This window comes from Aeromicrobium sp. Leaf289, from assembly GCF_001423335.1.
Lineage (GTDB): Bacteria > Actinomycetota > Actinomycetes > Propionibacteriales > Nocardioidaceae > Aeromicrobium.
Genome location: NZ_LMNK01000006.1, coordinates 1 through 25935 on the forward strand (window position 1 = coordinate 1; position 25935 = coordinate 25935).

A 25935-nucleotide genomic window follows, 5' to 3' on the forward strand; every position below is an offset into this window, starting at 1 on the left:
ATCCTTCGCCCCCTCACGCACGAACGCAGAACCTTGCGTCCCCCGAGCCACGCTCCGAGAGCCCACCCGACCCCGGACCCGTCCACCGGTCGAGGCCCTGTCGGAGCGCAGGTCGACGACGAACCACAGCGACGCAGCCGCAAGGCACGACCTACCCGGAGCGACGCAGCAGCAGGTCGAGACCGAGCCGAAGCGACGCAGCCGCAGGTCGAGACCCAGCCGGAGCAACGCAGCAGAAGGACGACGCGCCGACCCTTGCCTCTCCTGGGATCATGGACGCATGACGCTCCCCACCGGTCTGCCCACGCTCACGGCCGGCGCCCACGACGCCGAGGCCGGCGAGGCGTGCGTCATGGAGTACGTCTCCGTGCTGGCCGGCGAGCCGTGGAGCGACCGCCCGGAGTGCACCCACCCGCTGCTCGCGCACGAGGCGAGGGTCGCGAACGACCTCTCCAGCGACGCCGACCGCCACCGCCTGGTCCCGCTCGTCGGACGCCTCTTCGGCACGAGCGAGGACTCGGTTGAGCTGCGGACCCGCCTGCGGCTGGCCCAGGCCCGCCAGGTTCTGCGTCTCGTCGATCCCACGGCACGGGCCGGCGCCCAGGGCTACGCGGACCGCACGCTCGCGCTGCTCGACGCCCACGATGACGACCTCCACGACAGCACGGACGTCGAGCAGGTGGCCGCGGCCTGGGAGGTCGCGCGGACGACCCCGAGTCGCGAGGGCGACCTCGACGAGGACCACGCCGACCATCACCGCAACGCATCGCGGATCATGGCGTTCGCCGCGGCCCCCGACCTGACCGCACCCGAGGCGTGGTCCCTCGCGACGCTCGCCGTCGCGCACCGCGTGGCTGCCGGCGAGTGCCGCGCCGACTGCGCCGACGGCCATGCCCGTGCTCGTCGCATGGTCCGCGACCTCGGCGAGCTGATCGACGTCTACGACGAGGTCACCGGCCGCGTCCCCGACCCCGTCTCGCCACGCGACGCTCGCACCCTCGCCGCCCACCTGTGAGCCCTGGCTCACGACGACGATGACGTCCAGGGCGTGGGCCACCCTCGCGGTCGTGGTGCTGCTGGCAGGGTGCTCGGCGGGCGCTGACAGGGATGCGGCCGGTGGCGCCGACCCCCTCGCAGCGGGGTGCGACCTCGTCGAGGAGCACGTGGACCGCGACGTCGCACGGGACGACGTCGCAGCGATGCGCACGTTCGCCGACGCCCTCACGGCGGAGGCCGACACCCTGTCGACGTCCGACGCCGCCGAGCTCCGACCGCTGGCCCGTGCGGCTGCCGCAGTGGCGACGACCCCGACCGGCACCGAGGCCGCCGACGTGCACGCCGACTACCTGAGGACGCTGGCGGCCACGGCCGACGTGTGCGAGGCCGCGGGCTCCCCCGCGACCTAGTGCCGCTCGCCCCTCGGGCTGCGGTGGGTTCAGGCGCGGCGCGACGTCCAGGCGAGCAGGTCGTCGACCGGCCACGTGTTGACGATGCGATCGGTGGGCACGCCCAGAGCGGCGGCGCGGGCGCACCCGTGGTCCAGGAAGTCGAGCTGACCAGGGGCGTGCGCGTCGGAGTCGATGCTGAACAGGCAGCCCGCGTCGAGCGCCAGGGCCACCAGGTCGTCCGGTGGGTCCGCCCGTTCGGGACGGGCGTTGATCTCGACGGCCACGCCGTGCTCGGCGCACGCTGCGAAGACCCTCTTCGCGTCGAACCTGCTCTGCGGCCGCTTCCCCCGCGAGCCCTCCACGAGCCGGCCGGTGCAGTGGCCGAGCACGTCCGTGGCCGGGTGCCGCACCGCGCCGAGCATGCGCCGGGTCATCGCGATGCTGTCGGCCCGGAGGTCCGAGTGCACGCTGGCCACCACGACGTCGAGCCGGTCGAGCAGGGCGTCGTCCTGGTCCAGCGACCCGTCCTTGTGGATGTCGACCTCGATGCCCGAAAGGACCCTGACCCCGTCGACCTCGGCGTCCACCTCGGCGAGGAGCTCCAGCTGCGCCTCGAGCCGGTCGGCCGTCAGCCCGTTCGCGATCGTCAGGCGCGGCGAGTGGTCGGTGATCGCGAGGTACTCGTGCCCGAGCCGAGCCGCGGTTCGAGCCATCAGCTCGAGCGGTGAGCCCCCGTCGGACCAGTCGGTGTGGGCGTGCAGGTCGCCGCGCAACGTCGCCCGCACCTGCTCACCGCCCGGGACGAGCGGACCCTCCCCCTGCTCCCGCAGCTCGACGAGGTAGGCGGGCACCCTCCCCTGCAGCGCCTCGACGACGACACCGGCCGTCCGCTCACCGATGCCGTCGACCGTCCGCAACCGACCCGCGGAGGCCAGCTGCTCGACGTCGTCACGCGAGGCGAGCGTGCGGGCGGCCCTGCGGAAGGCCTCGACCCGGTAGGTCGACCCACGGGAACGCTCCAGCCAGAAGCCGATCTCGTCGAGCGCCGACACGGGGTCCATGACGCCATCGTGTCGCGGTCGCCGAGGCGCCGCCAGTGCACGGGTACGGTCCTCCCATGGTCCGCCGTCGCGTCGTCGTCCACGGTCGGGTGCAGGGGGTCTTCTTCCGCGCCTCGTGCGAGCAGGAGGCGGGCCGCCTCGGCCTGGCCGGCTGGGTCACCAACCGACCCGACGGCACGGTCGAGGCGGCCTTCGAGGGTGAGCCGGCCGCCGTCGACCGGATGGTCGCCTGGTGCCGTGGCGGGCCTCCGCGCGCGTCGGTGACCGAGGTGGTCGTCACCGACGAGGTCCCGCAGGGCGAGTCGGGCTTCAGGACCGTCTGACCCCGACCCGGCTCAGAAGCCGAGCTTGCGCAGCTGCTTGGGGTCGCGCTGCCAGTCCTTGGCCACCTTCACGTGCAGGTCGAGGTGCACCGGCGTGCCGAGGAGGCGCTCGATCTGGCCGCGGGAGGTCGTGCCGATCTCCTTGAGCCGCGCACCCTTGTGACCGATCACGATGCCCTTCTGGCTGTCGCGCTCGACGTACACGTTGACCCGCACGTCGAGCAACGGACGGTCGGCCGGACGGTCCTCGCGCGGGGTCATCTCGTCGACCACGACGGCGATGGAGTGCGGCAGCTCGTCGTGCACACCCTCCAGGGCGGCCTCGCGGACGATCTCGGCGACCAGCGTCGTCTCGGGCTCGTCGGTGAGCTGACCCTCGGGGTACAGGGCCGGGCCCTCGGGCAGCGTCGCCACCAGCAGGTCCGACAACAGGCCGACCTGGTCGCCGTTGACGGCCGAGACGGGCACGATCTCGCGCCACTCCAGACCAGCGGCACGACCGGCCTCCTGCACCGCCATCAGCTGCTCCCCGACCCGCTCGGGTGCCACCAGGTCGGTCTTGGTGACCACGGCCAGCACGGGCGCCCGCCGGATCCTGGCCAGCTCGGCGACGAGGAAGCGGTCCCCGGGGCCGATCTTCTGGTCGGCGGGGAAGCACATCGCGATCGTGTCGACCTCGGCCCAGGTGGTGCGGACGATGTCGTTGAGGCGTTGTCCCAGCGTGTTCCGCGGACGGTGCAGACCGGGCGTGTCGACCAGCACGAGCTGGGCGTCGGGGCGGTGCACGAGCCCACGGATGGCGTGCCGCGTGGTCTGCGGCTTGGACGACGTGATGGCGACCTTCTCACCCACCAGCGCGTTCGTGAGCGTGGACTTGCCGGCGTTGGGGCGACCGACGAAGCAGGCGAAGCCGGACCGGAAGCTCATGTGGTCGTCCTGTCGACGACCCGACCGGCCGGGTCGGCCAGGAGCACCGGCACCCCGTCGCCGGCGAGGTCGCGCACGGGCGCGACGTCGGGCAGGTCGTCGGCGACCACCAGGGCGGCCTCGAGGCCTCGCGCGCCCGACGACACCGCCATGGCCACGGCCAGCTCGAGCGCCCCGACCCGGACCGACGGGAGGTCGACCTGGGCGGCCGCGTAGGTGCGCCCGTCGAGGTCGCGCACGGCGGCCCCCGCGGGAGCCTGCGTGCGTGCTCGCGTGGCTCGTGCGAGGGTCACCAGCTTGGCGTCCTCCGGGGCGAGGGTCACCGGGTCGCTGTCGGGTCGGTCAGTCACGGGATCCTCCGTTGCTCGGCTCGGACACGGGCTCGGGCTCCAGGCGCGACACGTGCACGCGTCCGATGCGGTTGCGGCGTCCGCTGGGTGCCTCGGCCACGAGCTTCAGACCATCGATCTCGACCGTGCTGCCGGGGATCGGCACCTTGCCGAGGTGCTTGGCGACCAGGCCGCCGACCGAGTCGACGTCCTCGTCGTCGAGGTCGATGTCGAACAGCTCGCCCAGGTCGTCGACGTCGTAGCGTGCGCTCACCCGGTAGGACCCGTCCGACAACGCCTCGAGCTCGTCGGGCTCGGTGTCGTACTCGTCGGTGATCTCGCCGACGATCTCCTCGAGGATGTCCTCGATGGTGACCATGCCCGACGTGCCGCCGAACTCGTCGACGACGATCGCGACGTGGGTGCGCTGCGCCTGCATCTCCTTCAGGAGGTCGTCGGCCGGCTTGGTGTCGGGGACGAACAGGCACGGTCGCATGATCGAGTCGACCTTCTCGGTGGACTCGGCCACGTGGTTGTCGAAGACGCGCTTGGTGACGTCCTTCAGGTAGGCCATCCCCAGGACGTCGTCGAGGTTCTCGCCGATCACGGGCACCCTCGAGTACCCGCTGCGCAGGCTGAGGGACATGGCCTGGCGCAGCGTCTTGGAGTGCTCGATGAACACGAGGTCGGGGCGCGGCACCATCACCTCGCGCACGATCGTGTCTCCCAGCTCGAAGACCGACTGGATCATCTTGGACTCGTCGGACTCGATGACGCTGCTGGCCGCCGCCAGGTCGACCAGCTCGCGGACCTCGACCTCCGAGGCGAACGGGCCCTCGCGGAAGCCACGTCCGGGCGTCAGGGCGTTGCCGACGACGATCAGCAGGCGCGGAACCGGCCCCAGGAGGGCCGTGACGAGGCGCACGGGCCCGGCGGACGCGAGCGCGACCGACTCGCTGTGCTGACGCCCGAGAGTGCGGGGTCCGACGCCGATGAGGACGTAGGAGACGACGACCATGATCGCCACGGCCACGCCGATCTGCCACCACAGTCCGTCGACGTAGTCGTCGACCACGAGGGCGACCAGGACGATGGCCGCCGTCTCGCACACGACCCGCAGCAGCAGCACGGCGTTCAGGGCCGGGGCGGGGTCCTCGAGGATGCGGCTGAGCGCCGCCGCACCACCGCGACCCTCGTCGCCGAGCTCGGCCGCCCGTGCGCGCGAGAACGAGGACAGAGCGGCGTCGATGCTCGCGAACAGACCAGCGAGGATCGCCAGGACGATCGACGCGACGATCGCCACGGTCATCGGGGCGTGTCCTTCGGCTCGACGGCTCCGGACCCGGTGGCCAGGGAGCCCTCCTCGACGTCCGTGCCGGCAGCCGCTCGCTGCCACTCCAGGAGCAGACGCCCCTGGATGCCGAACATCTCGGCGTGCTCCTCGGCGGTGGCGTGGTCGTAGCCCAGCAGGTGGAGGATGCCGTGCACGGTGAGCAGCTCGATCTCGTCGGACGGATCGTGCCCGGCCGCCGGGGCCTGCTGCGCCGCCACCTGGGGGCAGAGCGCGATGTCGCCGAGGTAGCCCTCGGGCTCCTCCTCGGGCTCGCGGTCCTGCCGGCCCGGCGAGAGCTCGTCCATGGGGAAGGAGAGCACGTCGGTGGGGCCCTTCTTGCCCATCCACTGCTCGTTGAGCACGGCGATGGTGTCGGTGTCGACCAGGCGGACTGTCAGCTCGGTGGCCGGGTGCAGCCGCATGCGGCGCATGACGAACCGGCAGAGCCGGGTGAGGGCGACGACGTCGACGCCCTGCCCCGACTCATCGAGGACGTCGACGTTCATGGTCCACCTGCCCCGGGCCCGACGCCGACTCGAAGGCGTCGTAGGCGGCGACGATGCGACCGACCAGCTTGTGACGGACGACGTCCTGCGACGTGAGCGTGGAGAAGTGGATGTCCTTGACGTCGGCGAGGATGTCGCGCACGACGCGCAGACCGCTCTTCTGGCCCGACGGCAGGTCGACCTGGCTGACGTCGCCGGTGACGACGATCTGGGAGCCGAAGCCGAGCCGGGTGAGGAACATCTTCATCTGCTCGGGGGTGGTGTTCTGCGCCTCGTCGAGGATGATGAACGCGTCCTGCAGGGTGCGGCCGCGCATGTACGCCAGCGGCGCGATCTCGATGGTCCCGCTGGTGAGCAGCTTGGGGATCGTCTCGGGATCGAGCATGTCGTGCAGCGCGTCGTAGAGCGGACGCAGGTACGGATCGATCTTCTCGCTGAGCGTGCCGGGCAGGTATCCCAGCCGCTCCCCCGCCTCGACCGCGGGCCGCGTGAGGATGATGCGGGTGATCTCCTTGGCCTGCAGCGCCTGCACGGCCTTGGCCATGGCGAGGTAGGTCTTGCCGGTGCCGGCCGGGCCGATGCCGAAGACGATCGTGTGCTTGTCGATCGCGTCGACGTACTTCTTCTGGTTGAGCGTCTTGGGCCGGATGGTGCGGCCACGGTTGCTCAGGATGTTCAGGCTGAGCACCTCGGCCGGGCGCTCCTGCGTCTCGGTGCGGAGCATCGAGATGCTGCGCTCGACCGTCTCGGCCGTGAGGCCCTGGCCGGTGCGCACGATGGCGACGAGCTCGTCGAGCAGCCGCTCCACGAGGGCCACCTCGCCGGGCTCGCCGGTGACGGTCACGACGTTGCCGCGCGCGTGCACGGTGGCGTCGAAGGCGTCCTCGACGATGCGCAGGAACGCGTCGGCCGGACCGTAGAGGGCGACGGTGTCGATGCTGGTCGGGACGGTGAAGGTGTGGGGTCGCTGGTCCCCGGGCAAGTCAGAAGTCATGTCTGTCCACCATCGTACGGGGGGCAGGCGACACGCGCGCAACCCACGACCGGCGTCGCGGGCTCGTCCCGTGGCCGACGAGGACCCGGAACCCGGGGACGTCAGCCTGGGGGCCAGCCCAGCGCACGCCCGGCGAGGACGTGACCGTGGCAGTGGAAGACGGTCTGGTGGGCGTCGGCGCCGGTGTTGAACACGAGTCGGTAGGAGCCGCCCGCCTCCTGCGCCACGCGACGCGCGAGCCGCAGCAGCCCGACCGCCGCCTCCGGCTCGGCCTCGGCGAGGCTGCCGACGTCGGGCTGGTGGACCCGCGGGATCACCAGCACGTGGGTGGGCGCCTGCGGGCTGATGTCGCGGAACGCGAGCGCGTGCTCGTCCTCGGCCACCACGTCGGCGGGAACCCGACCGGCGACGATCGCGCAGAACAGGCAGTCGTCTTGGCTCATGGTCCCTTCCTACCGCACCTCAGCGGAAGGCGTCCTTGATGCGCCCGAACATGCCGTGCCGGTGCGTCGAGCCCATCTGTGCCTCGGGACGGTCCTCGCCGCGCAGCTCGGCCAGCTGCTTGAGCAGCTCGCGCTGCTCGTCGTCGAGCCGGTCCGGGGTCTCGACGACCATCTCGACCACGAGGTCGCCGCGACCGGGGCCGCGCAGCCGCGGCACGCCCTGGCCACGCAGCGTCAGGGTCTCGCCGGACTGCGTTCCGGCCGGCACCTCCAGGCCCACGGTGTCGGGCCCGTCCTGGTCGGCCAGGTCGGCCTCGAGCGTCGGCAGGTCGACGTGCGTGCCGAGGGCCGCAGCGGTCATCGGCAGGGTGACCTGGCAGCGCAGCTGGTCGCCCTTGCGGGTGAAGACGGGGTGACGGGCCACCTCGACCTCGATGTAGAGGTCGCCGGGGGGTCCTCCGCCGGGGCCGACCTCGCCCTCGCCGGCCAGCTGGATGCGGGTGCCCTGGTCGACGCCGGCAGGGATCGAGACGGTCAGCGAGCGACGCGACCTGACCCGGCCGTCGCCGTTGCACTCGTGGCACGGGTCGGGGATGACCGAGCCGAAGCCGTGGCAGGTCGGGCACGGGCGGGCGGTCCGGACGCTGCCCAGCGGCGTGCGCTGCACGTGCTGCACCTCGCCGTGCCCGTGGCACGTGCCGCAGGTGACGGCCTCGGAGTCGTCCTCGGCCCCGCTGCCGTCGCAGCGCGTGCACACGACCGCCGTGTCGACCTTGATGTCGTGGGTGACGCCGAACGCGGCCTCCGCGAGGTCGACCTGCAGGCGCAGCAGGGCGTCCTGCCCGCGCTGGACGCGCGATCGCGGCCCGCGGGTGTTGCCCCCGCCGCCGAAGAACGCGTCCATGATGTCGTCGAAGCTGAAGCCGCCGCCGGCGAAGCCGCCCGCGCCGCCCCCGCCGCCGAGCGGGTTGCCGCCGCGGTCGTAGACCGACTTCTTCTGCGGGTCGGAGAGCACCTCGTAGGCGGTGGTGACCTCCTTGAAGCGGTCGGCCGCGTCGGGTGCGTCGTTCACGTCGGGGTGCAGCTGGCGCGCGAGCCGGCGGTACGCCTTCTTGAGCTCCTCGGGCGTCGCCGACCGGGACACGCCCAGCAGCTCGTAGTAGTCCTGTGCCATTGGTCCTCGTCCTGTTCAGCCGTCCGCCAGCTGTCGCCCGACGTAGCGGGCGACCGCGCCGACGGCGGCCATGGTTCCTGGATAGTCCATGCGGGTGGGTCCGAGCGTGCCCAACGTGGCGAGCGCCTGCTCGGGGGTGCCGTACGCCGAGGAGACGACGGCGGTGCCCGCCAGTCCCTCACTACCGGTCTCGAGGCCGATGCGCACGGTGGGGTCGGTGGTCGCCTCGCCGAGGAGCTTCAGGAGCACGACCTGCTCCTCGAGCGCCTCGAGGACGGGGCGGATCGAGGAGTCGAAGTCGCGGCCGAAGCGCGCCAGGTTGGCGGTGCCGCCGACGGCGATGCGCTCGTCGGACCGCTCGTCGGAGAACACGTGCGTGAGCGTGGTGACCACCGACGTGACGAGAGGCCGGTCGGTCTCGGCGAACGTGCCGATCACCTCGGCCAGGCGCAGCGACGCCTCGGGCAGCCGCTGCCCGATGGTGGCGGTCATGATGCGTGAGCGCACGTCGGACAGCAGCACGTCGCCCGGCGTGGACTCGAGCTCGACGACGCGCTGCTCCACCCGGCCGCTGCTGGTGATCACCACGAGCAGCACGCGTGCGTGCTCGAGCGCGACGACCTCGACGTGGCGCACGGTGGAGCGGGTCAGCGACGGGTACTGCACGATCGCGACCTGGTTGGTCAGCTGGGCCAGCACCTTGACGCTGCGCTGCACGACGTCGTCGACGTCGACCGCTCCCCCGAGGAAGGTCTCGATGGCGCGTCGCTCGGGCGTCGAGAGCGCCTTCACCTGGGACAGCCGGTCGACGAACAGCCGGTAGCCCTTGTCGGTGGGCACCCGGCCCGCGCTCGTGTGCGGCTGCGCGATGTAGCCCTCGTCCTCCAGGGCCGCCATGTCGTTGCGGATGGTCGCCGGCGAGACACCGAGCTGGTGCCGCTCCACGAGCGCCCGGGAGCCCACGGGCTCCTGGGTCTCGACGTAGTCCTCGACGATGGCGCGCAGCACCTCGAGGCGACGGTCGTCAGAGGCGAGTCTTCGGTCCTCCGGCACGGCGGTCTCCTCTCTGCTGATCGGGCCTGCTGGGTCGCGACGGCCCCGGGGCGCGCAGACGGGGCACGACGACGCGGCGTGGCGCTTTGGCACTCACCCAGGGCAAGTGCCAGTCTAACGAGGTGGGAGCAATCGGGAGCGAGGGAGAGGTCGTCTCGGTCACGGGCACCACGCGTACCCTCACCTACCGACCTCGTCGGGTCACCCTCTCCGACGGCACCTTCCTCATGCACGAGTCGCGCGGCGGCACCCTCAGCTCGGTCTGGGCCGCCGACCTCGGCGACCTGTTCGTCGAGGTGGTGCACCTGGGCCACGGCCCCCTGGGCGGCGAGCTGGTGCTGGTCGTCCCCGACGGCGACGTGGTCGCGCTCGGCGACCTCGTCCCCCCGCTCGACACGGTCCCGTCGACCGTCACGCCCAGCTGGCCGGCCGCCGTGGACCTCGCCGTCGGGCTCACCCGCCCGTCGACCCGCATCCTCACCAGCAGCGGACCCATCGCCCGCGAGGACCTGGAGGACTTCCACCAGACGCTGCTCGGGGTGCTGCATGGCTGAGGCCAGGCACCCGGGGCGCTACGGCCAGGACGTGCTGGCCGGCGACTGGAAGGCTCCCCCGCGCGGTCGCTCCACCGAGGCCCCTGCCGACCTCGGCATCGTGGTCGAGGAGGTCACCTCGGGGTGGGTCGGCGAGGTCGTCCGCGTGGAGCGCGACCTCGGCATGGTGATGCTGGAGGACCGCCACCTGCGTCGCAAGTCGTTCCCGCTCGGACCGGGCTTCCTCCTGGAGGGCCGGCCGGTCGTGCTCGTCGCTCCGGTCGCGGCGGCACCGAAGGCCGCGGCCCGCACCGCGTCCGGGTCGCGTGCGGTCGCCGGACAGCGTGCACGGGTCGCCCTGCCCAGCCGGATCCTCGTCGAGGGCAAGCACGACGCCGAGCTCGTCGAGAAGGTGTGGGGCGACGACCTGCGGGTGGAGGGCGTGGCCGTGGAGATGCTGCACGGCGTCGACGACCTCGTCGGGGTCGTCGACGACTTCGACCCCGGTCCCCACCGTCGCCTCGGCATCCTCGTCGACCACCTCGTCCCGGGGTCCAAGGAGTCGCGCATCGCTGCGAGGCTCTCGGACCGCGACCACGTGCTCGTCGTCGGGCACCCCTACGTCGACGTGTGGCAGGCCGTGAAGCCGGGTCGTCTCGGCGTGGACGCCTGGCCCGTGGTCCCGCGCAGCATCGAGTGGAAGCGTGGGATCTGCGCGGCCTTCGGCTGGCCGCACGCCGAGCAGGCCGACATCGCTCGCGCGTGGCAGCACATCCTCTCGCGCGTCCGGTCGTGGACCGACCTGGAGCCGGAGTTCCTGGGCCGGGTCGAGGAGCTCATCGACTTCGTCACCGCTCCCTGAGCGGCACGGCGTCTCGCGAGGCCCACCGACGAGGACCGTCAGCCCGGCCCGACCACCGGCCCGAGCACCGGGGCGACCACGTCGTCGAGCCAGTCCGCTCGTGGCACGGCGACGCCCCGGGTGGTTCCGTCGTCCCGCACCTCCAGGTCGGCCACGCCGAGCAGCACGTCCGTGCCCCTGGTGCCTGAGGCGTTGTGGGCGTACAGGTAGGCGCGCAGCTCGCCGCGCACCTGGACGGTGCGTCGCCACGAGAACCGGAAGTAGGCGGAGGAGAACGTGAAGGTCTCCGCCGGCGCCCGGTCCAGCGGCGCCCCCAGCGCGACCGTGTAGGCGACCGGACGCCCCCACCGGTCGGGCTCGCTCGCCGCACCGCGCACCGCCACCATGCCGTCCGTCGCCTCGAGCGACTCCAGGACGCCCGACGGCGACCCGTCCGACGTGGGGTAGCGGATGAAGCCGGACGGCCACCCCGAGCCTCGTCGCACGGTGCGCCACATGAAGGTCCGGTTCATGTTGTCCTCGGAGACGACGATGGAACCGTCCGCGCGGACCCGCTCCACGACGGCGACGTGCCCCTTCTTGCCGGCCAGTCCTCGGTCGGCCTTCCACCAGGCCACGTCGCCACGGCGTGGTGCCGAAGCGCTCACCCGCAGTCCGGCGGCCCGAGCGGCCGCGCCCCACGTGAGGGCGGCGTCGGTGCCGGGCGGTCGCGCGACCAGTCGGTTCCTGGTGAGTCGGTACGCGACGTAGTTCGTGCAGCTGCGACCGGGCGTCATGTTCCAGTACGACCGCGACCGGACCGACGCGTAGCCGCCGTGGGTGTACCCCTTGGCGGCGCACTGCTTGTATCCCGTGCACAGCACGGTGCGTGGCGCCGCGTCCGCAGACGTCGGCACACTGATGATGGCCATGCCGACCAGCATGCTGATCAGAGCTGGCCAATGCGCGATGCGCATTGCTCCCTCGCCAACTCCCCCGAGTCGTTTCTTGCTCCCAGGAGCACCGTAGGACCGTGCCTTTGGTCACGCCATCCGAATGACGAAAGTCCCTTGGACTGGGGCGGGCGTCCTAGTCCGTGAGGTCCCGGACCACGGCGTCGGCGAGCAGGCGGCCCTCCAGGGTGAGCACGAGACGCTCGTCCACGACGTCGAGCAGACCGCGCGCGGCGAGCACCGGCACCTGCGCCCGTACCGAGGGGTCGAGCGCCGCCACGGGCAGACCGGACCTCAGCCGGATCTCCAGCATGATCCGCTCGAGAGCGGCCGTGGGGGCGTCGATGTCCTCACCGTCGGCCTCGACCGGGTCGCCCGCAGCCAATCGCTGCGCGTAGGCGGCAGGATGCTTGACGTTCCACCAGCGCCGTCGGTCGACGTAGGAGTGCGCGCCCGGACCGACGCCCCACCACTCGGCGCCGTGCCAGTACAGCAGGTTGTGGCGGCACTGTGCGGCCTCGTCGCGGGCCCAGTTCGACAGCTCGTACCAACCCAGGCCCGCCGCGGTGAGGGTCGCGTCGGCGAGCAGGTACTTGTCGGCGGTCTCGTCGTCGTCGGGCATGACCACCTCGCCGCGCCGGACCTTGCGCGCGAAGGCCGTCCCGTCCTCCACGATGAGCGCGTAGGCGCTGACGTGGTCGGGCTCGAGGGAGACCGCCTGGTCCAGGCTGGTCCGCCAGTCGTCCATCGACTCACCCGGGGTGCCGTAGATGAGGTCGAGGCTCACCTGCTCGAACCCGGCCTCCCGGGCCCAGCGCACCGCGTCGGGGACGCGGGCGGGGTCGTGCGTCCGGTCCAGCGTGGCGAGCACGTGCGGCACGGCGGACTGCACCCCGAAGGAGATGCGGGTGAAGCCGCCCTCGCGCAGGCGTGCCAGCGACGCCGGCGTGACGCTGTCTGGGTTGGCCTCCGTGGTCACCTCGGCACCCGGGCGCAGCCCGAGGTGCTCGTCGATCGACCGGAGCACGCCGACGAGGTCGTCGGCGGGGAGCTGGGTGGGGGTGCCTCCCCCGAAGAAGACCGTCTCGACCGGCCGGGGCCCGACGGCCTCGGCCATGCGCCGCACCTCCTGCAGCGCCGAGGAGGCGTACGTCGCGCGGGTGGCACCCTCGCCGAGCTCGTCGGCGGTGTAGGTGTTGAAGTCGCAGTAGCCGCAGCGAACCGAGCAGAACGGGACGTGGACGTACACACCGAATCCGGCTGCCGTCGCGGGCACGCCGAACGGCCCGCCCCCGGTGTCGGGAGCGGGCCGTTCGGTCGAGGTCATGGACTAAGCGTAGAAGCCGTCCAGGATGTGCTTGTAGTTCGACTCCACCACGTTGCGCTTGACCTTCATGCTCGGCGTGATCTCGCCGGACTCGATCGACAGGTCGTGGTCCAGGATGGCGAACTTCTTGATCGTCTCCCAGCGGTTGATCTTGGAGTTGAGCTCGTCGATCTGACCGGAGATCACCTCGTGCATCTGCGGCGAGGAGACGACCTCGGAGTAGGACTTGCCCTCCATGCCGTGCGCCGTGGCCCACTCGGCGACCGCGTCGGGATCGAGCGTGATGAGCGCGGAGCAGAAGTTGCGCTCGTTGCCGTGCACCACGATCTGGCTGGTCAGCGAGCTGATGCCCTTGAAGATGCCCTCGATGTGCGGCGGAGCCACGTACTTGCCGCCGGAGGTCTTGAAGAGCTCCTTCTTGCGGCCCGTGATGTAGAGGAAGCCGTCCTCGTCGAGACGGCCCTCGTCGCCGGTGTGCAGCCACCCGTCCTCGGTGAGCGACGAGGCGCTCTCGGAGTCGAGGTTGTGGTAGCCCTGCATGACGTGCGGGCCCTTGACGAGGACCTCGCCGTCCTCGGCGATGCGGATCTCGCTGCCGGGCATCGGGATGCCGACCGAGCCGAGCTTGAAGTCGGTCGGGTGGTTGACCGTGGCGCCGGCGGAGTTCTCGGTGAGCCCGTAGCCCTCGAGGATGAGGACGCCGGCGGCGTGGAACCACTCGGCGATGTCGGGCGAGAGCGCCGCGGCACCGGAGATGAAGAACCGCACGCGGCCGCCGAAGCGGTCGCGCACCTTCGAGAACACGAGCTTGTCGGCCACACCGTGCTTGGCCTTGAGGACCGGCGAGATCGGCTTGCCGGCGCGCACCGCGCGCGAGTGCTCGATGCCCACCTTCTCGGCCCACTTGAAGATCTTGAGCTTCGCGCCGCCCTCGGCCTCGGTCATGCCGACGATGCGGCCGTAGGCCTTCTCGAAGATGCGGGGCGCCGCACCCATGAACGTCGGCTTGACGATCGCCAGGTTGTCGACGATCTTCGGCACGCGCCCGTCGATGGCCGTGGCGAAGCCGATCTGCAGCTGGGTCGAGAGGAGCACCTTGCCGAAGGAGTGCGCCATCGGCAGCCAGAGGAACTGCAGGTCGTCGGCGGTCAGGTAGCCGCCTGCGGCGATGCACGCGCCCTCGTAGGTCCAGCCGTCGTGCAGGAGACGCACGCCCTTCGGACGGCCGGTCGTGCCGGACGTGTAGATGAGCGTCGCGAGCGACTGCGGCGTGATGGCCGCGACCCGGTCCTTGACGGCGTCCGGGTTGGCGGCGAGGTGGTCGCGGCCGAGCTGCTCGAGGTCGTCGAAGCCGATGACCCAGTCGCCGTCGGGCGTGCCGTCGTAGACGACGACCTTCGTGACGGAGGGGAGCTCGGAGTGCTTCTCGCGCAGCTTGGCGACCTGCTCGTCGTCCTCGGCGAAGACGATGCGGCTGTCGGAGTCGGCCAGGATGTAGGCGACGTCGCTGGCCATCGTGGTCGGGTACACGGTGGTGGTGGCGGCACCGGCAGCCAGCACGGCGAGGTCGGAGAAGATCCACTCCACACGGGTGCCGGACGCGATGGCCACGCGCTCCTCCGGGCCGATGCCGAGTGCCAGCAGGCCGGCCGCGAGCGCCGTCACCTGCTCGCCGGTCTGGGCCCAGGTCAGCGAGTGCCAGACCTCGTTCTCGTCGGGGTAGCGGTAGGCCTCCCGGTTCGGGGTCTGCTCCACACGGTCGTAGAACATGCGGGCCACGTTGGGCGCACGGTCCTCGACGATCTTGAGCTGCTCGGGGGTGGCGGTCACAGGCATGGATGTCCTCACACGACGTTCCGGGGGAATGTGGTGCCGCTCACCCTAACCTACTGGTCGGTCGCTTCTCGGGGCACCGGACGAGTGGTTGCGCACCTCATCGATCTGCCGCGCGATCTTGGCCGAGACCCTCGGTTCGGCCTGGAACGACGGCAGTCTCGCCCGATCCGTCGTGAGGGCACGGAAGGCCGCCCCGACGGTGAGGTCGTGGTCGCGACGTTCGACGACCCGCACCGGGTCGCCCGCCTGGACGACGCCCTCCTGCACGACCCTGAGGTACGCACCGACGACCCCGTGCTCGGCGAAGCGCCTCACCCAACGAGGCTCGTCGACGAACCCCTGGAAGACCGCACAGGGGATGCGCACGTCGCACACCTCGAGGAGCGTCGAGCCGACCGCCCACCGCTCCCCCAGCCGCGCGTCCTGCACGTCGAGCCCGCGCGTGGTGAGGTTCTCGCCGAACTGTCCGGCCACGAACGTGCGACCGGCCAGATCGGACCAGCGCTCGAGGTCCTCGGCGGCGTAGGCGTAGACCGCCTGGTCCGGACCGCCGTGGTGCTTGGTGTCGGCGATCTCGTCACCCTCGAGGCCGAGGCGGTGGACCTGGACCGGTCCGGCGACGGGACGCTTGTCGATCCCCGACCGCCCGAGCTTCCCCCACGGGACGTCGACGACCCGGCCCACGTTGACCGACAGGAGGTGCGCTGCCACGGGAGGGAGGCTAGCGGCAGAGCGGGCCAGGCGACGAACCCTGCCGGACCCGAGCAGGGATGGGATCGTGGGTCCATGGCAGAGCGGACCGACGTGGTGGTGGTGGGAGCAGGGCTTGCCGGGCTGGCGTGCGCGACGCGGCTGCAGCGCATGGGCATCGATGCACGTCTGCTGGAGGCCGCGGACGACGTGGGCGGCCGCGTGCGCACCGACGTCGTCGACGGCCACCTCTGCGACGTCGGCTTCCAGCTGCTCAACCCGGCCTACCCTGCTCTGCGCGACCTGGTCGACCTCGAGGCGCTGGACCTGAAGCCGTTCGCAGCCGGGGTGCGAGTACGCCGCGGAGCCTCGGTGGCGACCATCGGCGACCCGCGTCGCGAGCCCGGCCTCCTCGCCTCCACCCTGCGCAGTGGTCTGCTGCGTCCGCGAGAGCTGGCGGCCCTCGCGCGCTGGGCGGCCCCGATCCTGGGCGGCGAGAAGCGCATCATGAGCCGGGCCGACGACACCCTGGCGGAGTCCCTCGACTTCGCCGGGGTGCGCGGACCTCTGCGCCGACAGGTGCTGGAGCCCTTCCTGGCCGGTGTCCTGGCCGACGACACCGGCGCCACCTCGTCCCGGTACGCACGGCTGCTGGTCCGGTGGTTCCTGCTCGGCACCCCCGCCGTTCCGGGCGACGGCATGCGCGCCCTGCCCGCCCAGCTCGCCGCCGGACTGCAACGTCCGGCCGAGACGGGCGTGCGGGTGGTGGGCGTCGACCGCAGCCCGCAGGGCACCACGGTCCGCACGGGGTCCGGGTCCATCGAGGCCCGCGCCGCCGTCGTCGCCACCGACGTCCACGACGCGGCCGGTCTGGAAGCGGTGCCCGAGGTACCTCCCGTGGGCGGGCTCGTGACGTGGTGGTTCAGTGCGCCCACCGGCATGCCCCAGGACCGTCTGCTGGTCGTCGACGGCGACCGCGGGCCCGTGGTCAACACGGCCGTCGTCTCGGCGGCCGCTCCCGGCTACGCCCCGCCGGGGCGCGACCTGGTGCAGGTGACCGCGCTCGCCGGGGCCGGTCTCTCCGACGCAGCGGCGCTGACGCAGGCGGCCCGCCTGTGGCGCACCGACGTCGGCGCGTGGGACCTGCTGGTGCGCCACGACGTCGGCCGGGCGCTGCCGAGGGCCCTCGCGCCCCTGCAGCTGCGGCGACCCGCCGACGTCGGCGGCGGCGTCTTCGTCTGCGGCGACCACCGCGAGACACCCTCCATCCAAGGGGCGCTGACCTCGGGCACGCGAGCCGCCGACGAGGTGGCCGCGGCCCTCGGCGCGCGCTGATCCGAAGGGAGCGGCGGACTACTTCGGGGTGGAGTCACCGGTGGAGAGGGCGGCGATGAACGCCTCCTGGGGGACCTCGACGCGGCCGATGTTCTTCATCCGCTTCTTGCCCTCCTTCTGCTTCTCCAGCAGCTTGCGCTTGCGGCTGATGTCGCCGCCGTAGCACTTGGCGAGCACGTCCTTGCGCATGGCGCGGATGTTCTCGCGGGCGATGATGCGGGCGCCGATCGCGGCCTGGATGGGCACCTCGAACTGCTGGCGCGGGATGAGCTCCTTGAGCTTGCCGGCCAGCATCACGCCGTACGCGTAGGCGGAGTCGCGGTGGACGATCGCGCTGAAGGCGTCGACGATCTCGCCCTGCAGCATGATGTCGACCTTCACGAGGTCGGCCTTCTGCTCGCCGGACACCTCGTAGTTCAGCGACGCGTAGCCCTTCGTGCGGCTCTTGAGGGCGTCGAAGAAGTCGAACATGATCTCGCCCATGGGCAGCGTGTAGCGGATCTCCACGCGGTCCTCGGACAGGTAGTCCATGCCGCCGAGCTGGCCGCGACGGGCCTGGCACAGCTCCATGATGACGCCGATGTACTCGCTCGGCGCCAGGATCGTGGCCGAGACCACCGGCTCGTGCACCGACGCGATCTTGCCGTCCGCCGGGTACTCGCTCGGGTTGGTCACCACGATCTCGCGACCGTCCTCCATCACCACGCGGTAGACGACGTTGGGGGCCGTCGAGATCAGGTCGAGGTCGAACTCGCGCTCCAGGCGCTCGCGGACGATCTCCAGGTGCAGCAGGCCGAGGAAGCCGATGCGGAACCCGAAGCCGAGCGCACCCGAGGACTCCGGCTCGTACACGAGCGCGGCGTCGTTGAGCTGCAGCTTCTCGAGGGCCTCGCGCAACGTCGAGAAGTCGTCGCCGTCGATCGGGTACAGACCCGAGAAGACCATGGGGTTCGGGTGTGCGTAGCCACCGAGGGGCTCCTCGGCACCGTGGGTGTTCGACGTCACGGTGTCGCCCACCCGCGACTGCCGGACCTCCTTCACGCCCGTGATGAGGTAGCCGACCTCGCCGACGCCGAGGTGGTCGGCCTTCACGGCCTCGGGGCTGATGACGCCCACCTCGAGCATCTCGTGCACCGCGCCGGTGGACATCATCTTGATCTTGTCGCGGTGGCTGAGCTTGCCGTCGACCACGCGGACGTAGGTGATGACGCCGCGGTACGTGTCGTAGACGGAGTCGAAGATCAGGGCACGCGGGGGGCCGTCGGCGTCACCGACGGGCGGCGGCACCTCGTCGACGATGAGGTTGAGGAGGGCCTCGACGCCCTGCCCGGTCTTGGCCGAGACCCGGAGCACGTCGTCGGGGTCGCCGCCGATGATGCCGGCGATCTCCTCGGCGTACTTCTCCGGCTGCGCGCCGGGCAGGTCGATCTTGTTGAGGACCGGGATGATGTGCAGGTCGGCGTCCATGGCCAGGTAGAGGTTCGCCAGCGTCTGCGCCTCGATGCCCTGGGCGGCGTCGACCAGGAGGATCGCACCCTCGCAGGCCTCCAACGAGCGGCTGACCTCGTAGGTGAAGTCCACGTGGCCCGGCGTGTCGATCATGTTCAGCACGTAGTGACGACCGGCGTCGTCACCGTCGGACTTGGTGAACGGCATGCGCACGGCCTGGCTCTTGATCGTGATGCCGCGCTCGCGCTCGATGTCCATGCGGTCGAGGTACTGGGCGCGCGCTGCCCGCTCGTCGACGACCCCCGTGATCTGCAGCATGCGGTCGGCCAGGGTCGACTTGCCGTGGTCGATGTGCGCGATGATGCAGAAGTTGCGCAGGAGGGCCGGGTCGGTCGATCCCGGCTTGGGCGCCGTGCCCGGCGTCGTGGAGCTCGTCATGATGGGTCCATCCTCCCATCTGCGGCCAGACCGCCGACCACACCCGTCGGAGCGGCCGCCCGGCTCGGTCGACCGAGGCGGCTCACGTCCAGAGGTAGGCGATCGCGACGTTCACGACGATGAGCGCGGCGACGACGTGTGCGACGGGGTTCGGCGACGGCCGCCGGCGCGTGCCGTGGGCCAGGCCGACGGCGACGAGGGCGACCAGGAGCTTCACGCCGACCTTGGCGTTGTTCGGGTCGGCGACGGCGTCGCTGGCCGAGGCGATGCCGGTGAGGGCGATGCCGAGGACGAACGCAGCGCCGACGCCGTGGGCGATCCAGGGCGTGATCTGCGGCCGACGGGCGACCGACGCGTAGCTGACGAGGGCCACGACCCAGCTGATGATGTGGAGCACCACGAGCACGTTGTAGAGCGTCTGCATGACTCGGATCGTAAGGGTTCGCGGTCGCTCGGTCGTCGGAGTGCGCCCCCTCGGCACGAGCACGCACGGGCGATTTGGGTGCGGCTGCCCGACGCTGGTAGTGTGAGCGGTCGCGTGCCTACCGGTGCGCCCTCACACTTGCACCACGCCCTTCACGTACGAGAGAACAGGTCAGCCACGTGGCGAACATCAAGTCGCAGATCAAGCGGAACCGTCAGAACGAGGCCGCTCGCGAGCGCAACAAGTCGGTCCGCTCCGCCCTCAAGACGGCCGTGCGCCGCTTCCACGCTGCGGTCGAGTCCGGCGACGCCGAGCAGGCCAAGGTCCTCGCCGCCGACGCCGGCAAGAAGCTCGACAAGGCCGCCAGCAAGGGTGTCATCCACAAGAACCAGGCGGCGAACCGCAAGTCGTCGATCGCCAAGAAGGCCGCGTCGCTCTGACGTAGCCCCACAGCTCGCACGAAGGCCCCCGGTCACCCGGGGGCCTTCGTCGTTCCTGCGGCACCTCGACCCTGCGGATGCCGGCCGTCAGAGGTGGGCCTGGCACCCGTCAACGTCCTCGAGAGGTGTCACACCGACCGCTGGCCAGGTCGTTCGGTGCGTCACCTGCCTCTGACCCGCCGGCCCGACCCACCGACCGCCCCCGGGTCAGCGGCGACGCGACGCGGCGACCTGCAGCACCATGCGCTCGACCGCGTACGCGGGCTCGGCCGCGCCACCCTTGACGTCGAGGTCGGCCTGGGCGACCGCGTCGAGAGCCCGGGCCAGGCCGGCCGGGTCCCACCCCTGCAGCTGGCGGCGGAGCACGCGGATCTTGAACGGGGGCGCGCCGACGTGGCGGGCGAGCTCTCCCTCGCCCAGACGCGGCGGGGCGTCGGCGAGGCGGGCGAGCTGGCGGAGCCCGGTGGCGAGCGCACTGGTGACCAGCACCGGGGCGACCTTGGCGGTCTCGGCCCACCGCGCCTGCTCGAGCGCCACGTTGATGCGTCCGTCGATGGCGGCGTCGGCGATCTCGTAGCCGCGGACGTCGGCCCGACCGCCGAAGTAGCGCCGCACGACCTCGACGGTGACCTCGGTGCCGGAGTCGAGCGTGGCGGCGAGCTGGTCGGCCGCGCCGGCCAGGGCGCGCAGGTCCTGCCCGACGGCCGCGACGAGGAGCGTGGCCGCCTCCTCGTCGATGCGGGTGCCCAGCTCGCGCAGCTCGGTGGCCACCCAGCGGGCGTGGTCGCGCTCGTACTTGGGAGCCTCGTGCTTGACCTCGTGCACCGACGACTGGGCGCGCAGCTTGTCGAGCAGGCCCTTGCCCTTCTGACCACCGCCGTGGACGAGGACGACCGCGACGTCGGGGCTCGGGTCGGCGGCGTACGCGAGCAGCTCGCCCTGGGCGACGTCGGGCAGGTCCTGCAGCTCGGTGAGCACGAGCCCGCTGACGCTGCTGAACAACGACGGGCTGGTGAGCCCCGCGATCTCGCCCGCAGCCAACCCGCCGGACGTGGCGGTCGCGACGTCGCACTGCGGGTCCTCGGCCTTGATCGCGGCCACGGCTCGCGCACGGGTGCGGTCGGACAGGTACTCCGCGCTGCCCGTGATGAGCAGGATCTTCCCGAACGGCGACGCCACGGGACCACCCTAGTGTCCGTCTCCGACAGGCCGGGGAGCCGACGTGGGCGTAGGCTCCGGCCATGCCGATCGACGCCGACAACGTCGCCTCCCACGTCGACGACGACTGGGTGGACAACCTGGTCCGCTTCGGCTTCGTGGCCTACGGGCTCGTGCACCTCGTCGTGGCCTTCCTCGCCCTCCAGCTGGCCCTGGGCGACCCGAGCGGCAAGGCCGACACCAAGGGGGCGCTGGCCGAGCTCGCGCAGCAGCCGTTCGGTCGCACGATCCTGTGGCTGGTCGTCGCAGGGATGGCGGTGCTGGTGCTGTGGCGCGTGCTCGAGGCGACGCTCGACCACCGTCAGGACGAGGGAGCCACGCTCTGGGCGCACCGTGCGGCCGACCTGCTCAAGGCGGTCATCTACGGCGTCGTGGCCTGGAGCGCGGCGCAGGTCGCGACCGGGTCCGGCTCCGGCTCCGGTGGCTCGGGCAACGAGACGTGGACGGCTCGCCTGCTCTCGCTGCCCGCCGGCGCGGTGCTCGTCGGGATCGTGGGCCTGGCGGTCATCGGCTACGGGGGCTGGACCGCCTGGCGCGGGCTCAGCCACCAGCACCGCGACCACCTGAAGCCGGAGGGGCTCAGCGGAACCTCGGGCGACGTGCTCGTGCGCCTCGGCACGGCCGGACACCTGGCCAAGGGCGTCTCGATCGCGATCGTCGGCGGCCTGTTCTGCTTCGCCGCCCTCACCCGCGACGCCGACCGCTCCGGCGGTCTCGACGAGGCGCTGCGCACGGTCCTGCAGCAGCCGTTCGGACCCTGGCTGCTCGGTCTCATCGCCATCGGGATCGGCCTCTACGGCGCCTGGTGCCTGGCCCGGGCCCGCTACCTCGACCGCTGACCGCTCCCCCGCGCGACCACCGACAGCCTGCCGTCGCGCACGATCACGGCGACGTCGCCCTCCTCGTCGGTGCGATGGGCCTGCGTGCCGACGTCGCGCAGCATCCGCAGGGCGGCGGGGGTGGGATGGCCGTAGTCGTTGTCGGCCCCGACGGAGATCGTCGCCACCGAGGCACCGACCGCCTGGGTGAACCGGGCCGACGTGTCGGCGCTCCCGTGGTGGGCGACCTTGAGCACGTCGGCACGCAGGTCGGCGCCCGACCGGGCGAGACGGTCCTGCTCGGCCTCTCCCACGTCGCCCGTGAGCATGAGCACCACGCCCTGCACCCGCACCCGCAGCACCAGGCTCGCCCCGTTGCGGTCGAGATCGCCCCGAACGCGGGCGCTGCCGGCAGGTGCGGCCTGCGGCCACAGGACATCGGCCGTGACGTCCCCCACCGCGAACCGGTCGCCGCGGGCGAGCGTGCGCGTCGGCACCCCGTCCACCGCGACCCCCGGACGTCCCACGAGCACCACGCCGACGTAGCGTCCCGCAGCGACGCCGGACCGACCACCCACGTGGTCGGCGTCCCCGTGGGTGAGCACCAGCGCCGGCACCCGCCGCACCCCGAGGCCACGCAGGCACCGGTCCACGTCGGCCGGCTCCATGCCGACGTCGACCACCACCGCCTCGTCGTCACCGGACCGGATCACCGTCGCGTCCCCCTGGCCCACGTCGCACGCCACCATCACCCAGCCCGGCGGCGGCCAGCCAGGGCTCGGTGGGCGGACCATGGCCACCACGAGCCCGAGGCACAGCCCGACCACCAGCACCGGGTGAGGCGCAGCACGCCACCCCCACCACAGCGCGACCGGCACCAGGACGAGCAGCGACCACCACGGGCGTGACCAGACCAGGCTCGCCCCAGGGAGCGACGCGGCGTGGTGCGCGACCAGCACGATCCATCCCGCGCACGCCGCCGCACCCGTGCCCAGCACCGACGCGACGGCCGGTGACACCAGGTCCACGAGACCGGCCAGCAGCCCGAGGACCGTCGCCGGTGCGACCACGGGCGCCGCCAGCACGTTCGCCACCACGGCCACGATCGAGACCTCGGCCGAGATGGCCGCGATGACCGGGGTGCAGGCAGCTTGCGCCGCCAGCGGCACGGCGACGGCGATCGCCGCCCACCGCGGCAGCCATCGCTCCAGCGCGCGCACGAAGGGTGGCGCCAGCAGCAGGATGCCTGCGGTCGCGCACACCGAGAGCACGAAGCCGACGGCCCTCGACAGCCACGGGTCGCAGAACAGCAGCGCGACGACCGCGACGCACAGCGCCCGGATCCCGCCTCGCGACCCCAGACCCAGCGCCGCGAGCCCGACGACGCCCATCCCCGCCGCCCGCAGCACGCTGGGCTCCGGCCGGGCCAGCAGCACGAACCCCACCACGCCCAGCAGCCCGATCACCAGCAGCAACCGTGGTGGCGCACGCCCGGCACGAGCGACGGCCAGCACCATGGCGAGCACGATCGTCAGGTTGGTGCCGGAGACGGCGAGCAGGTGCGTGAGGCCGGTGCGGCGGAACTCCTCCTCGACCCGGTCGGGCAGTGCGGCGTCGTCGCCGACGACGAGCGCAGGGACGAGCGCCGACGGAGCCGGCGGCGCGTGGTCGACCGACGACCGCACGCCCGCGCGGACCCGCTCCGACGCCGACCACCACCACGCCGCGCCCTGGACCGCCGACCGTCGCGTCACCTGGAGCGTGGCCGTGTCGCGGTGGTCGCCGGGTGGTCCGAGACGGCCCTGCAGCACGAGCCGACGACCGACGACGAGGTCCTCGTGCGCGTCACGCAGGAACGCCGTGACCGGGTCCCGGACCCCGTGCACCCGACCATGTCGGTCCTCGACCCGCAGCACCAGGAGCCCCACGACCGTCCCCTGACTCCCGACCGACTCGAAGACCCGACCGTCGCGCACCACCTGGGCCTGCACCGTCACCCGCTCGCGCGACGCCGCGAGCTCGGCCACCGGGGTGGCCTGCACGTCACCCAGGCGCCACGCGGTCGACGCGGCCACCGCCGCCACCACGACCGCCACCAGGGCGAGCGCGCGGAACCGACCTGCGGCTGCCCCGCCCACGACCACCGAGACGACCGCGACGACCAGGACGGCCCCCGGTCCTGCACCGACGGCCCAGGCCGCCACGGCCCACACGGCCACGGCGGCCGGCACCAGCCTCAGGTCCATCAGTGGACCCGGTGGTCCTGCCCGGCCCGGGCGCTCACACCGTCACGCGGTCGCGCAGGTCCTCGAGGGTCTTCTCGCCGATGCCGGACACGTCGAGAAGTTCGTCGACGGAGGTGAACCGGCCGTTCTCCTGCCGCCAGTCGAGGATCGACTGCGCGGTCACCGGGCCGACCCCGGGCAGCGCGTCGAGCTGCGCGAGGGTGGCGCTGTTGAGGTCGACCACTCCCCCGCCGGTCCCGCCCGCGCCTGCGGTGGCACCGGCGGCACCCGGCTCGGCAGGCTCGACGCCCACGAGGATCTGCTCGCCGTCGACGAGCTGTCGGGCCAGGTTGATCGTGGGCTCCTCCAGCGTGCCCTCGATGCCGCCCGCCTTCTCGATCGCCTCGAACACCCTGGACCCGGCAGGCAGGGTGACGATCCCGGGGTCACGGACCTTGCCCGCGACGTCGACGACCACCTCGGCCGAGGCTTGGGACGCCGCTCCCTCGGCGGGGGCGTCGCCGGTCGCGTCCGCGCGCGACGAGACCTGGAGCGGACGATCGACGTCGGACGTGCGGGGGCGTTCGGCCACCAGCCACCAGGTCAGCAGCACCCCGGCCGCCACGGCGGCGGTGGTGGCCATCCGCAGGTGGCTGCCGTGCAGCCCGCGCGGACGGCGCGGACGGCGCGGCGCGGCTCGTCTCCGGCCGCCGCCTGGGGACGCTGCCGCCGGCTCGGGCTGCTCGTCGTGGTCCACCGGGGCGGAGCCACCCACGAGCCGGTCGAACGGGTCGTCCGGGTGGGTGGCCTCGAACGACGCGGTGAGCTGGGCGAGCCGACGTCGGGCGACCTCGGCCCGGGTCTCCTGGGGCGGTGCTGGACGTGGTGTGCTCACTCCTCGACGGTAGGCAGCGTCCCGGCCGCCCGGCACCCGTCGGCACAGCACTGTGGACAAGCCGTCACGTGGGTCGAGAGACCCTGTGGACGGGCACCCGGCGCCGCGAGGGGACCGGTGGTCTCAGCGGGGCGTGACGGTGACGGCGAGCATCCCGGGGCCGACGTGGGCTCCGATGACCGCGCCGACCTCGTTGACCGGGACCTGCTCCCGACCGAGCGAGGCAGCCAGGCGGTCGGCCACCTGCTGCGCGAGCTCGGGGTTGGCCAGGTGCTGCACGCCGATGTCGAACCCGTCCTGCGCCTTCTCGGCGGCCTGGACGGTGAGCACCTCGAGCCGAGCCACCGCCTTGCTGGTGGTCCGGACCCGCTCGAGCGGCTCGACCATGCCGTCGCGCAGGGTGAGCAGCGGCTTGACCGCGAGCGCCGACCCGATGAGGGCGGCCGCCGCCCCGACCCGACCGCCGCGACGCAGGTACTCCAGGGTGTCGACGTACATGAGCACGGTCGAGCTCTCCCCCGCAGCCAGCGCAGCACCGACGGCCGCGGCCTCGTCACCGCCCTCCCGGACGACGCGCGCCGCCCGACCGGCGGCGAAGCCCGTGGCGATCCCCACCTGGCGGCTGTCGACGCACATGACCGGGATCGTCGCCTCGCGCGCGGCGAGCTGCGCCGAGTCGAACGTGCCGGAGATCTCCGCGCTGAGGTGCACCGACACGACGGCGTCGAAGCCCTCCGCCGCGAGCCGCTCGTACACGGCGCCGAACTCGTCGGGCGTGGGCCGCGAGGTGCTGACCGGCACGAACTCCTTGAGCGCGGAGGCGACGTCGTCGGACGTCGCGTCGACACCCTCGGTGAACGTGGACGCGCCGATGACCAGCTTGAGCGGCACCACCGTGATGCCCTCGCGCTCCGCGTCGACGGGGTCCAGCGAGGCGGTGGAGTCGGTCACCACCGCGATGCGACGCCGGCTCCCGGCAGCG

Annotated in this window: 27 protein-coding genes; 8 read left to right on the forward strand and 19 right to left on the reverse strand. The window is 72.3% G+C overall.

All coding sequences use genetic code 11. The features are described 5' to 3' along the window. The first annotated feature begins 280 nt into the window (after window positions 1–280). Both ASF37_RS15655 and ASF37_RS15660 read left to right on the forward strand, forming a co-directional pair. Complete coding sequence (locus ASF37_RS15655; protein ID WP_056576104.1) at window positions 281–1015, forward strand: hypothetical protein; 735 nt, start codon at window positions 281–283, stop codon at window positions 1013–1015. Between the two features lie 19 nt (window positions 1016–1034). Then, window positions 1035–1406, forward strand: coding sequence for a hypothetical protein (locus ASF37_RS15660; protein ID WP_056555348.1), 372 nt, complete (start codon window positions 1035–1037; stop codon window positions 1404–1406). A 29-nt stretch (window positions 1407–1435) separates the two neighbouring features. Here ASF37_RS15660 and ASF37_RS15665 read toward each other — a convergent pair whose 3' ends face one another. Continuing rightward, window positions 1436–2449 (reverse strand): PHP domain-containing protein, encoded by a 1014-nt coding sequence (locus ASF37_RS15665; RefSeq protein WP_056581618.1) that lies wholly within the window; start codon window positions 2447–2449, stop codon window positions 1436–1438. Window positions 2450–2505: 56 nt separating this feature from the next. On the opposite strand from ASF37_RS15665, the gene ASF37_RS15670 reads away from it, so the two are divergent. Further along, window positions 2506–2772: an acylphosphatase gene (locus tag ASF37_RS15670; protein ID WP_055965315.1), complete on the forward strand. Its 267-nt coding sequence runs from the start codon at window positions 2506–2508 to the stop codon at window positions 2770–2772. 12 nt (window positions 2773–2784) lie between these two features. On the opposite strand, the gene era is transcribed toward ASF37_RS15670, so the two are convergent. The 8 genes from era to hrcA all read right to left on the reverse strand — a co-directional run bounded on the left by era (window position 2785) and on the right by hrcA (window position 9531). Further along, a complete protein-coding gene (gene era, locus ASF37_RS15675) occupies window positions 2785–3699 on the reverse strand; it encodes a GTPase Era (RefSeq protein ID WP_056581621.1) in 915 nt (304 codons plus the stop codon). Beyond that, a complete protein-coding gene (locus ASF37_RS15680) occupies window positions 3696–4049 on the reverse strand; it encodes a cytidine deaminase (protein WP_056555341.1) in 354 nt (117 codons plus the stop codon). Before ASF37_RS15680 ends, era begins: the two co-directional genes overlap by 4 nt. Continuing rightward, window positions 4042–5337, reverse strand: coding sequence for a hemolysin family protein (locus ASF37_RS15685; protein ID WP_056581623.1), 1296 nt, complete (start codon window positions 5335–5337; stop codon window positions 4042–4044). The genes ASF37_RS15680 and ASF37_RS15685 overlap by 8 nt, the downstream gene beginning before the upstream one ends. Continuing rightward, window positions 5334–5867, reverse strand: a complete 534-nt coding sequence (gene ybeY / locus ASF37_RS15690; protein ID WP_055965304.1) for an rRNA maturation RNase YbeY — start codon at window positions 5865–5867, stop codon at window positions 5334–5336. The genes ASF37_RS15685 and ybeY overlap by 4 nt, the downstream gene beginning before the upstream one ends. After that, window positions 5845–6861, reverse strand: coding sequence for a PhoH family protein (locus tag ASF37_RS15695; protein ID WP_055965301.1), 1017 nt, complete (start codon window positions 6859–6861; stop codon window positions 5845–5847). Before ASF37_RS15695 ends, ybeY begins: the two co-directional genes overlap by 23 nt. A gap of 101 nt (window positions 6862–6962) precedes the next feature. Beyond that, window positions 6963–7304, reverse strand: a complete 342-nt coding sequence (locus tag ASF37_RS15700; protein ID WP_055965297.1) for a histidine triad nucleotide-binding protein — start codon at window positions 7302–7304, stop codon at window positions 6963–6965. A gap of 19 nt (window positions 7305–7323) precedes the next feature. After that, the gene (gene dnaJ, locus ASF37_RS15705) at window positions 7324–8478 is read right to left on the reverse strand and encodes a molecular chaperone DnaJ (protein WP_055965294.1); all 1155 of its coding nucleotides are present in this window, start codon (window positions 8476–8478) and stop codon (window positions 7324–7326) included. 15 nt (window positions 8479–8493) lie between these two features. Beyond that, entirely contained in the window at window positions 8494–9531 is a 1038-nt protein-coding gene (gene hrcA / locus ASF37_RS15710; protein ID WP_055965289.1) for a heat-inducible transcriptional repressor HrcA, read from the reverse strand. 122 nt (window positions 9532–9653) lie between these two features. Between hrcA and ASF37_RS15715 the strand changes: the two genes are divergently transcribed. Next, the gene (locus ASF37_RS15715; RefSeq protein ID WP_056555338.1) at window positions 9654–10085 is read left to right on the forward strand and encodes a hypothetical protein; all 432 of its coding nucleotides are present in this window, start codon (window positions 9654–9656) and stop codon (window positions 10083–10085) included. Further along, the gene (locus ASF37_RS15720) at window positions 10078–10926 is read left to right on the forward strand and encodes a DUF3097 domain-containing protein (protein WP_056576098.1); all 849 of its coding nucleotides are present in this window, start codon (window positions 10078–10080) and stop codon (window positions 10924–10926) included. Before ASF37_RS15715 ends, ASF37_RS15720 begins: the two co-directional genes overlap by 8 nt. A 38-nt stretch (window positions 10927–10964) precedes the next feature. On the opposite strand, the gene ASF37_RS15725 is transcribed toward ASF37_RS15720, so the two are convergent. From ASF37_RS15725 to ASF37_RS15740, 4 genes are all read right to left on the reverse strand, one after another. Further along, complete coding sequence (locus ASF37_RS15725) at window positions 10965–11837, reverse strand: CHAP domain-containing protein (RefSeq protein WP_162239224.1); 873 nt, start codon at window positions 11835–11837, stop codon at window positions 10965–10967. Between the two features lie 157 nt (window positions 11838–11994). Further along, on the reverse strand, window positions 11995–13185 hold the full coding sequence (hemW, locus tag ASF37_RS15730; protein ID WP_056555330.1) for a radical SAM family heme chaperone HemW: 1191 nt from the start codon (window positions 13183–13185) through the stop codon (window positions 11995–11997). 3 nt (window positions 13186–13188) lie between these two features. Further along, complete coding sequence (locus ASF37_RS15735; RefSeq protein ID WP_055965272.1) at window positions 13189–15021, reverse strand: long-chain fatty acid--CoA ligase; 1833 nt, start codon at window positions 15019–15021, stop codon at window positions 13189–13191. Window positions 15022–15066: 45 nt separating this feature from the next. Beyond that, complete coding sequence (locus ASF37_RS15740; protein ID WP_056581624.1) at window positions 15067–15732, reverse strand: MOSC domain-containing protein; 666 nt, start codon at window positions 15730–15732, stop codon at window positions 15067–15069. Between the two features lie 75 nt (window positions 15733–15807). Here ASF37_RS15740 and ASF37_RS15745 point away from each other — a divergent pair, with 75 nt between their 5' ends. Continuing rightward, on the forward strand, window positions 15808–17046 hold the full coding sequence (locus ASF37_RS15745) for an NAD(P)/FAD-dependent oxidoreductase (RefSeq protein ID WP_056555320.1): 1239 nt from the start codon (window positions 15808–15810) through the stop codon (window positions 17044–17046). Between the two features lie 18 nt (window positions 17047–17064). Here ASF37_RS15745 and lepA read toward each other — a convergent pair whose 3' ends face one another. Both lepA and ASF37_RS15755 read right to left on the reverse strand, forming a co-directional pair. Beyond that, window positions 17065–18933, reverse strand: a complete 1869-nt coding sequence (gene lepA / locus ASF37_RS15750; protein WP_055965263.1) for a translation elongation factor 4 — start codon at window positions 18931–18933, stop codon at window positions 17065–17067. A gap of 82 nt (window positions 18934–19015) precedes the next feature. Beyond that, complete coding sequence (locus ASF37_RS15755) at window positions 19016–19357, reverse strand: hypothetical protein (RefSeq protein ID WP_055965260.1); 342 nt, start codon at window positions 19355–19357, stop codon at window positions 19016–19018. 179 nt (window positions 19358–19536) lie between these two features. Here ASF37_RS15755 and rpsT point away from each other — a divergent pair, with 179 nt between their 5' ends. Continuing rightward, complete coding sequence (gene rpsT / locus ASF37_RS15760; protein ID WP_055965257.1) at window positions 19537–19797, forward strand: 30S ribosomal protein S20; 261 nt, start codon at window positions 19537–19539, stop codon at window positions 19795–19797. Between the two features lie 207 nt (window positions 19798–20004). Here rpsT and holA read toward each other — a convergent pair whose 3' ends face one another. Beyond that, window positions 20005–20976, reverse strand: a complete 972-nt coding sequence (gene holA, locus ASF37_RS15765; protein WP_055965253.1) for a DNA polymerase III subunit delta — start codon at window positions 20974–20976, stop codon at window positions 20005–20007. Between the two features lie 62 nt (window positions 20977–21038). On the opposite strand from holA, the gene ASF37_RS15770 reads away from it, so the two are divergent. After that, complete coding sequence (locus tag ASF37_RS15770) at window positions 21039–21854, forward strand: DUF1206 domain-containing protein (protein ID WP_056581625.1); 816 nt, start codon at window positions 21039–21041, stop codon at window positions 21852–21854. Here ASF37_RS15770 and ASF37_RS15775 read toward each other — a convergent pair. From ASF37_RS15775 to ASF37_RS15785, 3 genes are all read right to left on the reverse strand, one after another. Next, entirely contained in the window at window positions 21839–24079 is a 2241-nt protein-coding gene (locus ASF37_RS15775) for a DNA internalization-related competence protein ComEC/Rec2 (RefSeq protein WP_056581628.1), read from the reverse strand. The genes ASF37_RS15770 and ASF37_RS15775 overlap by 16 nt on opposite strands. A gap of 34 nt (window positions 24080–24113) precedes the next feature. Next, window positions 24114–24953 carry a ComEA family DNA-binding protein gene (locus ASF37_RS16990; RefSeq protein ID WP_082506560.1) on the reverse strand — a complete coding sequence of 280 codons (840 nt, stop codon included), beginning with the start codon at window positions 24951–24953 and terminating at the stop codon, window positions 24114–24116. 123 nt (window positions 24954–25076) lie between these two features. Further along, window positions 25077–25904, reverse strand: coding sequence for a DegV family protein (locus ASF37_RS15785; protein ID WP_369815240.1), 828 nt, complete (start codon window positions 25902–25904; stop codon window positions 25077–25079). Window positions 25905–25935: the final 31 nt, after the last annotated feature.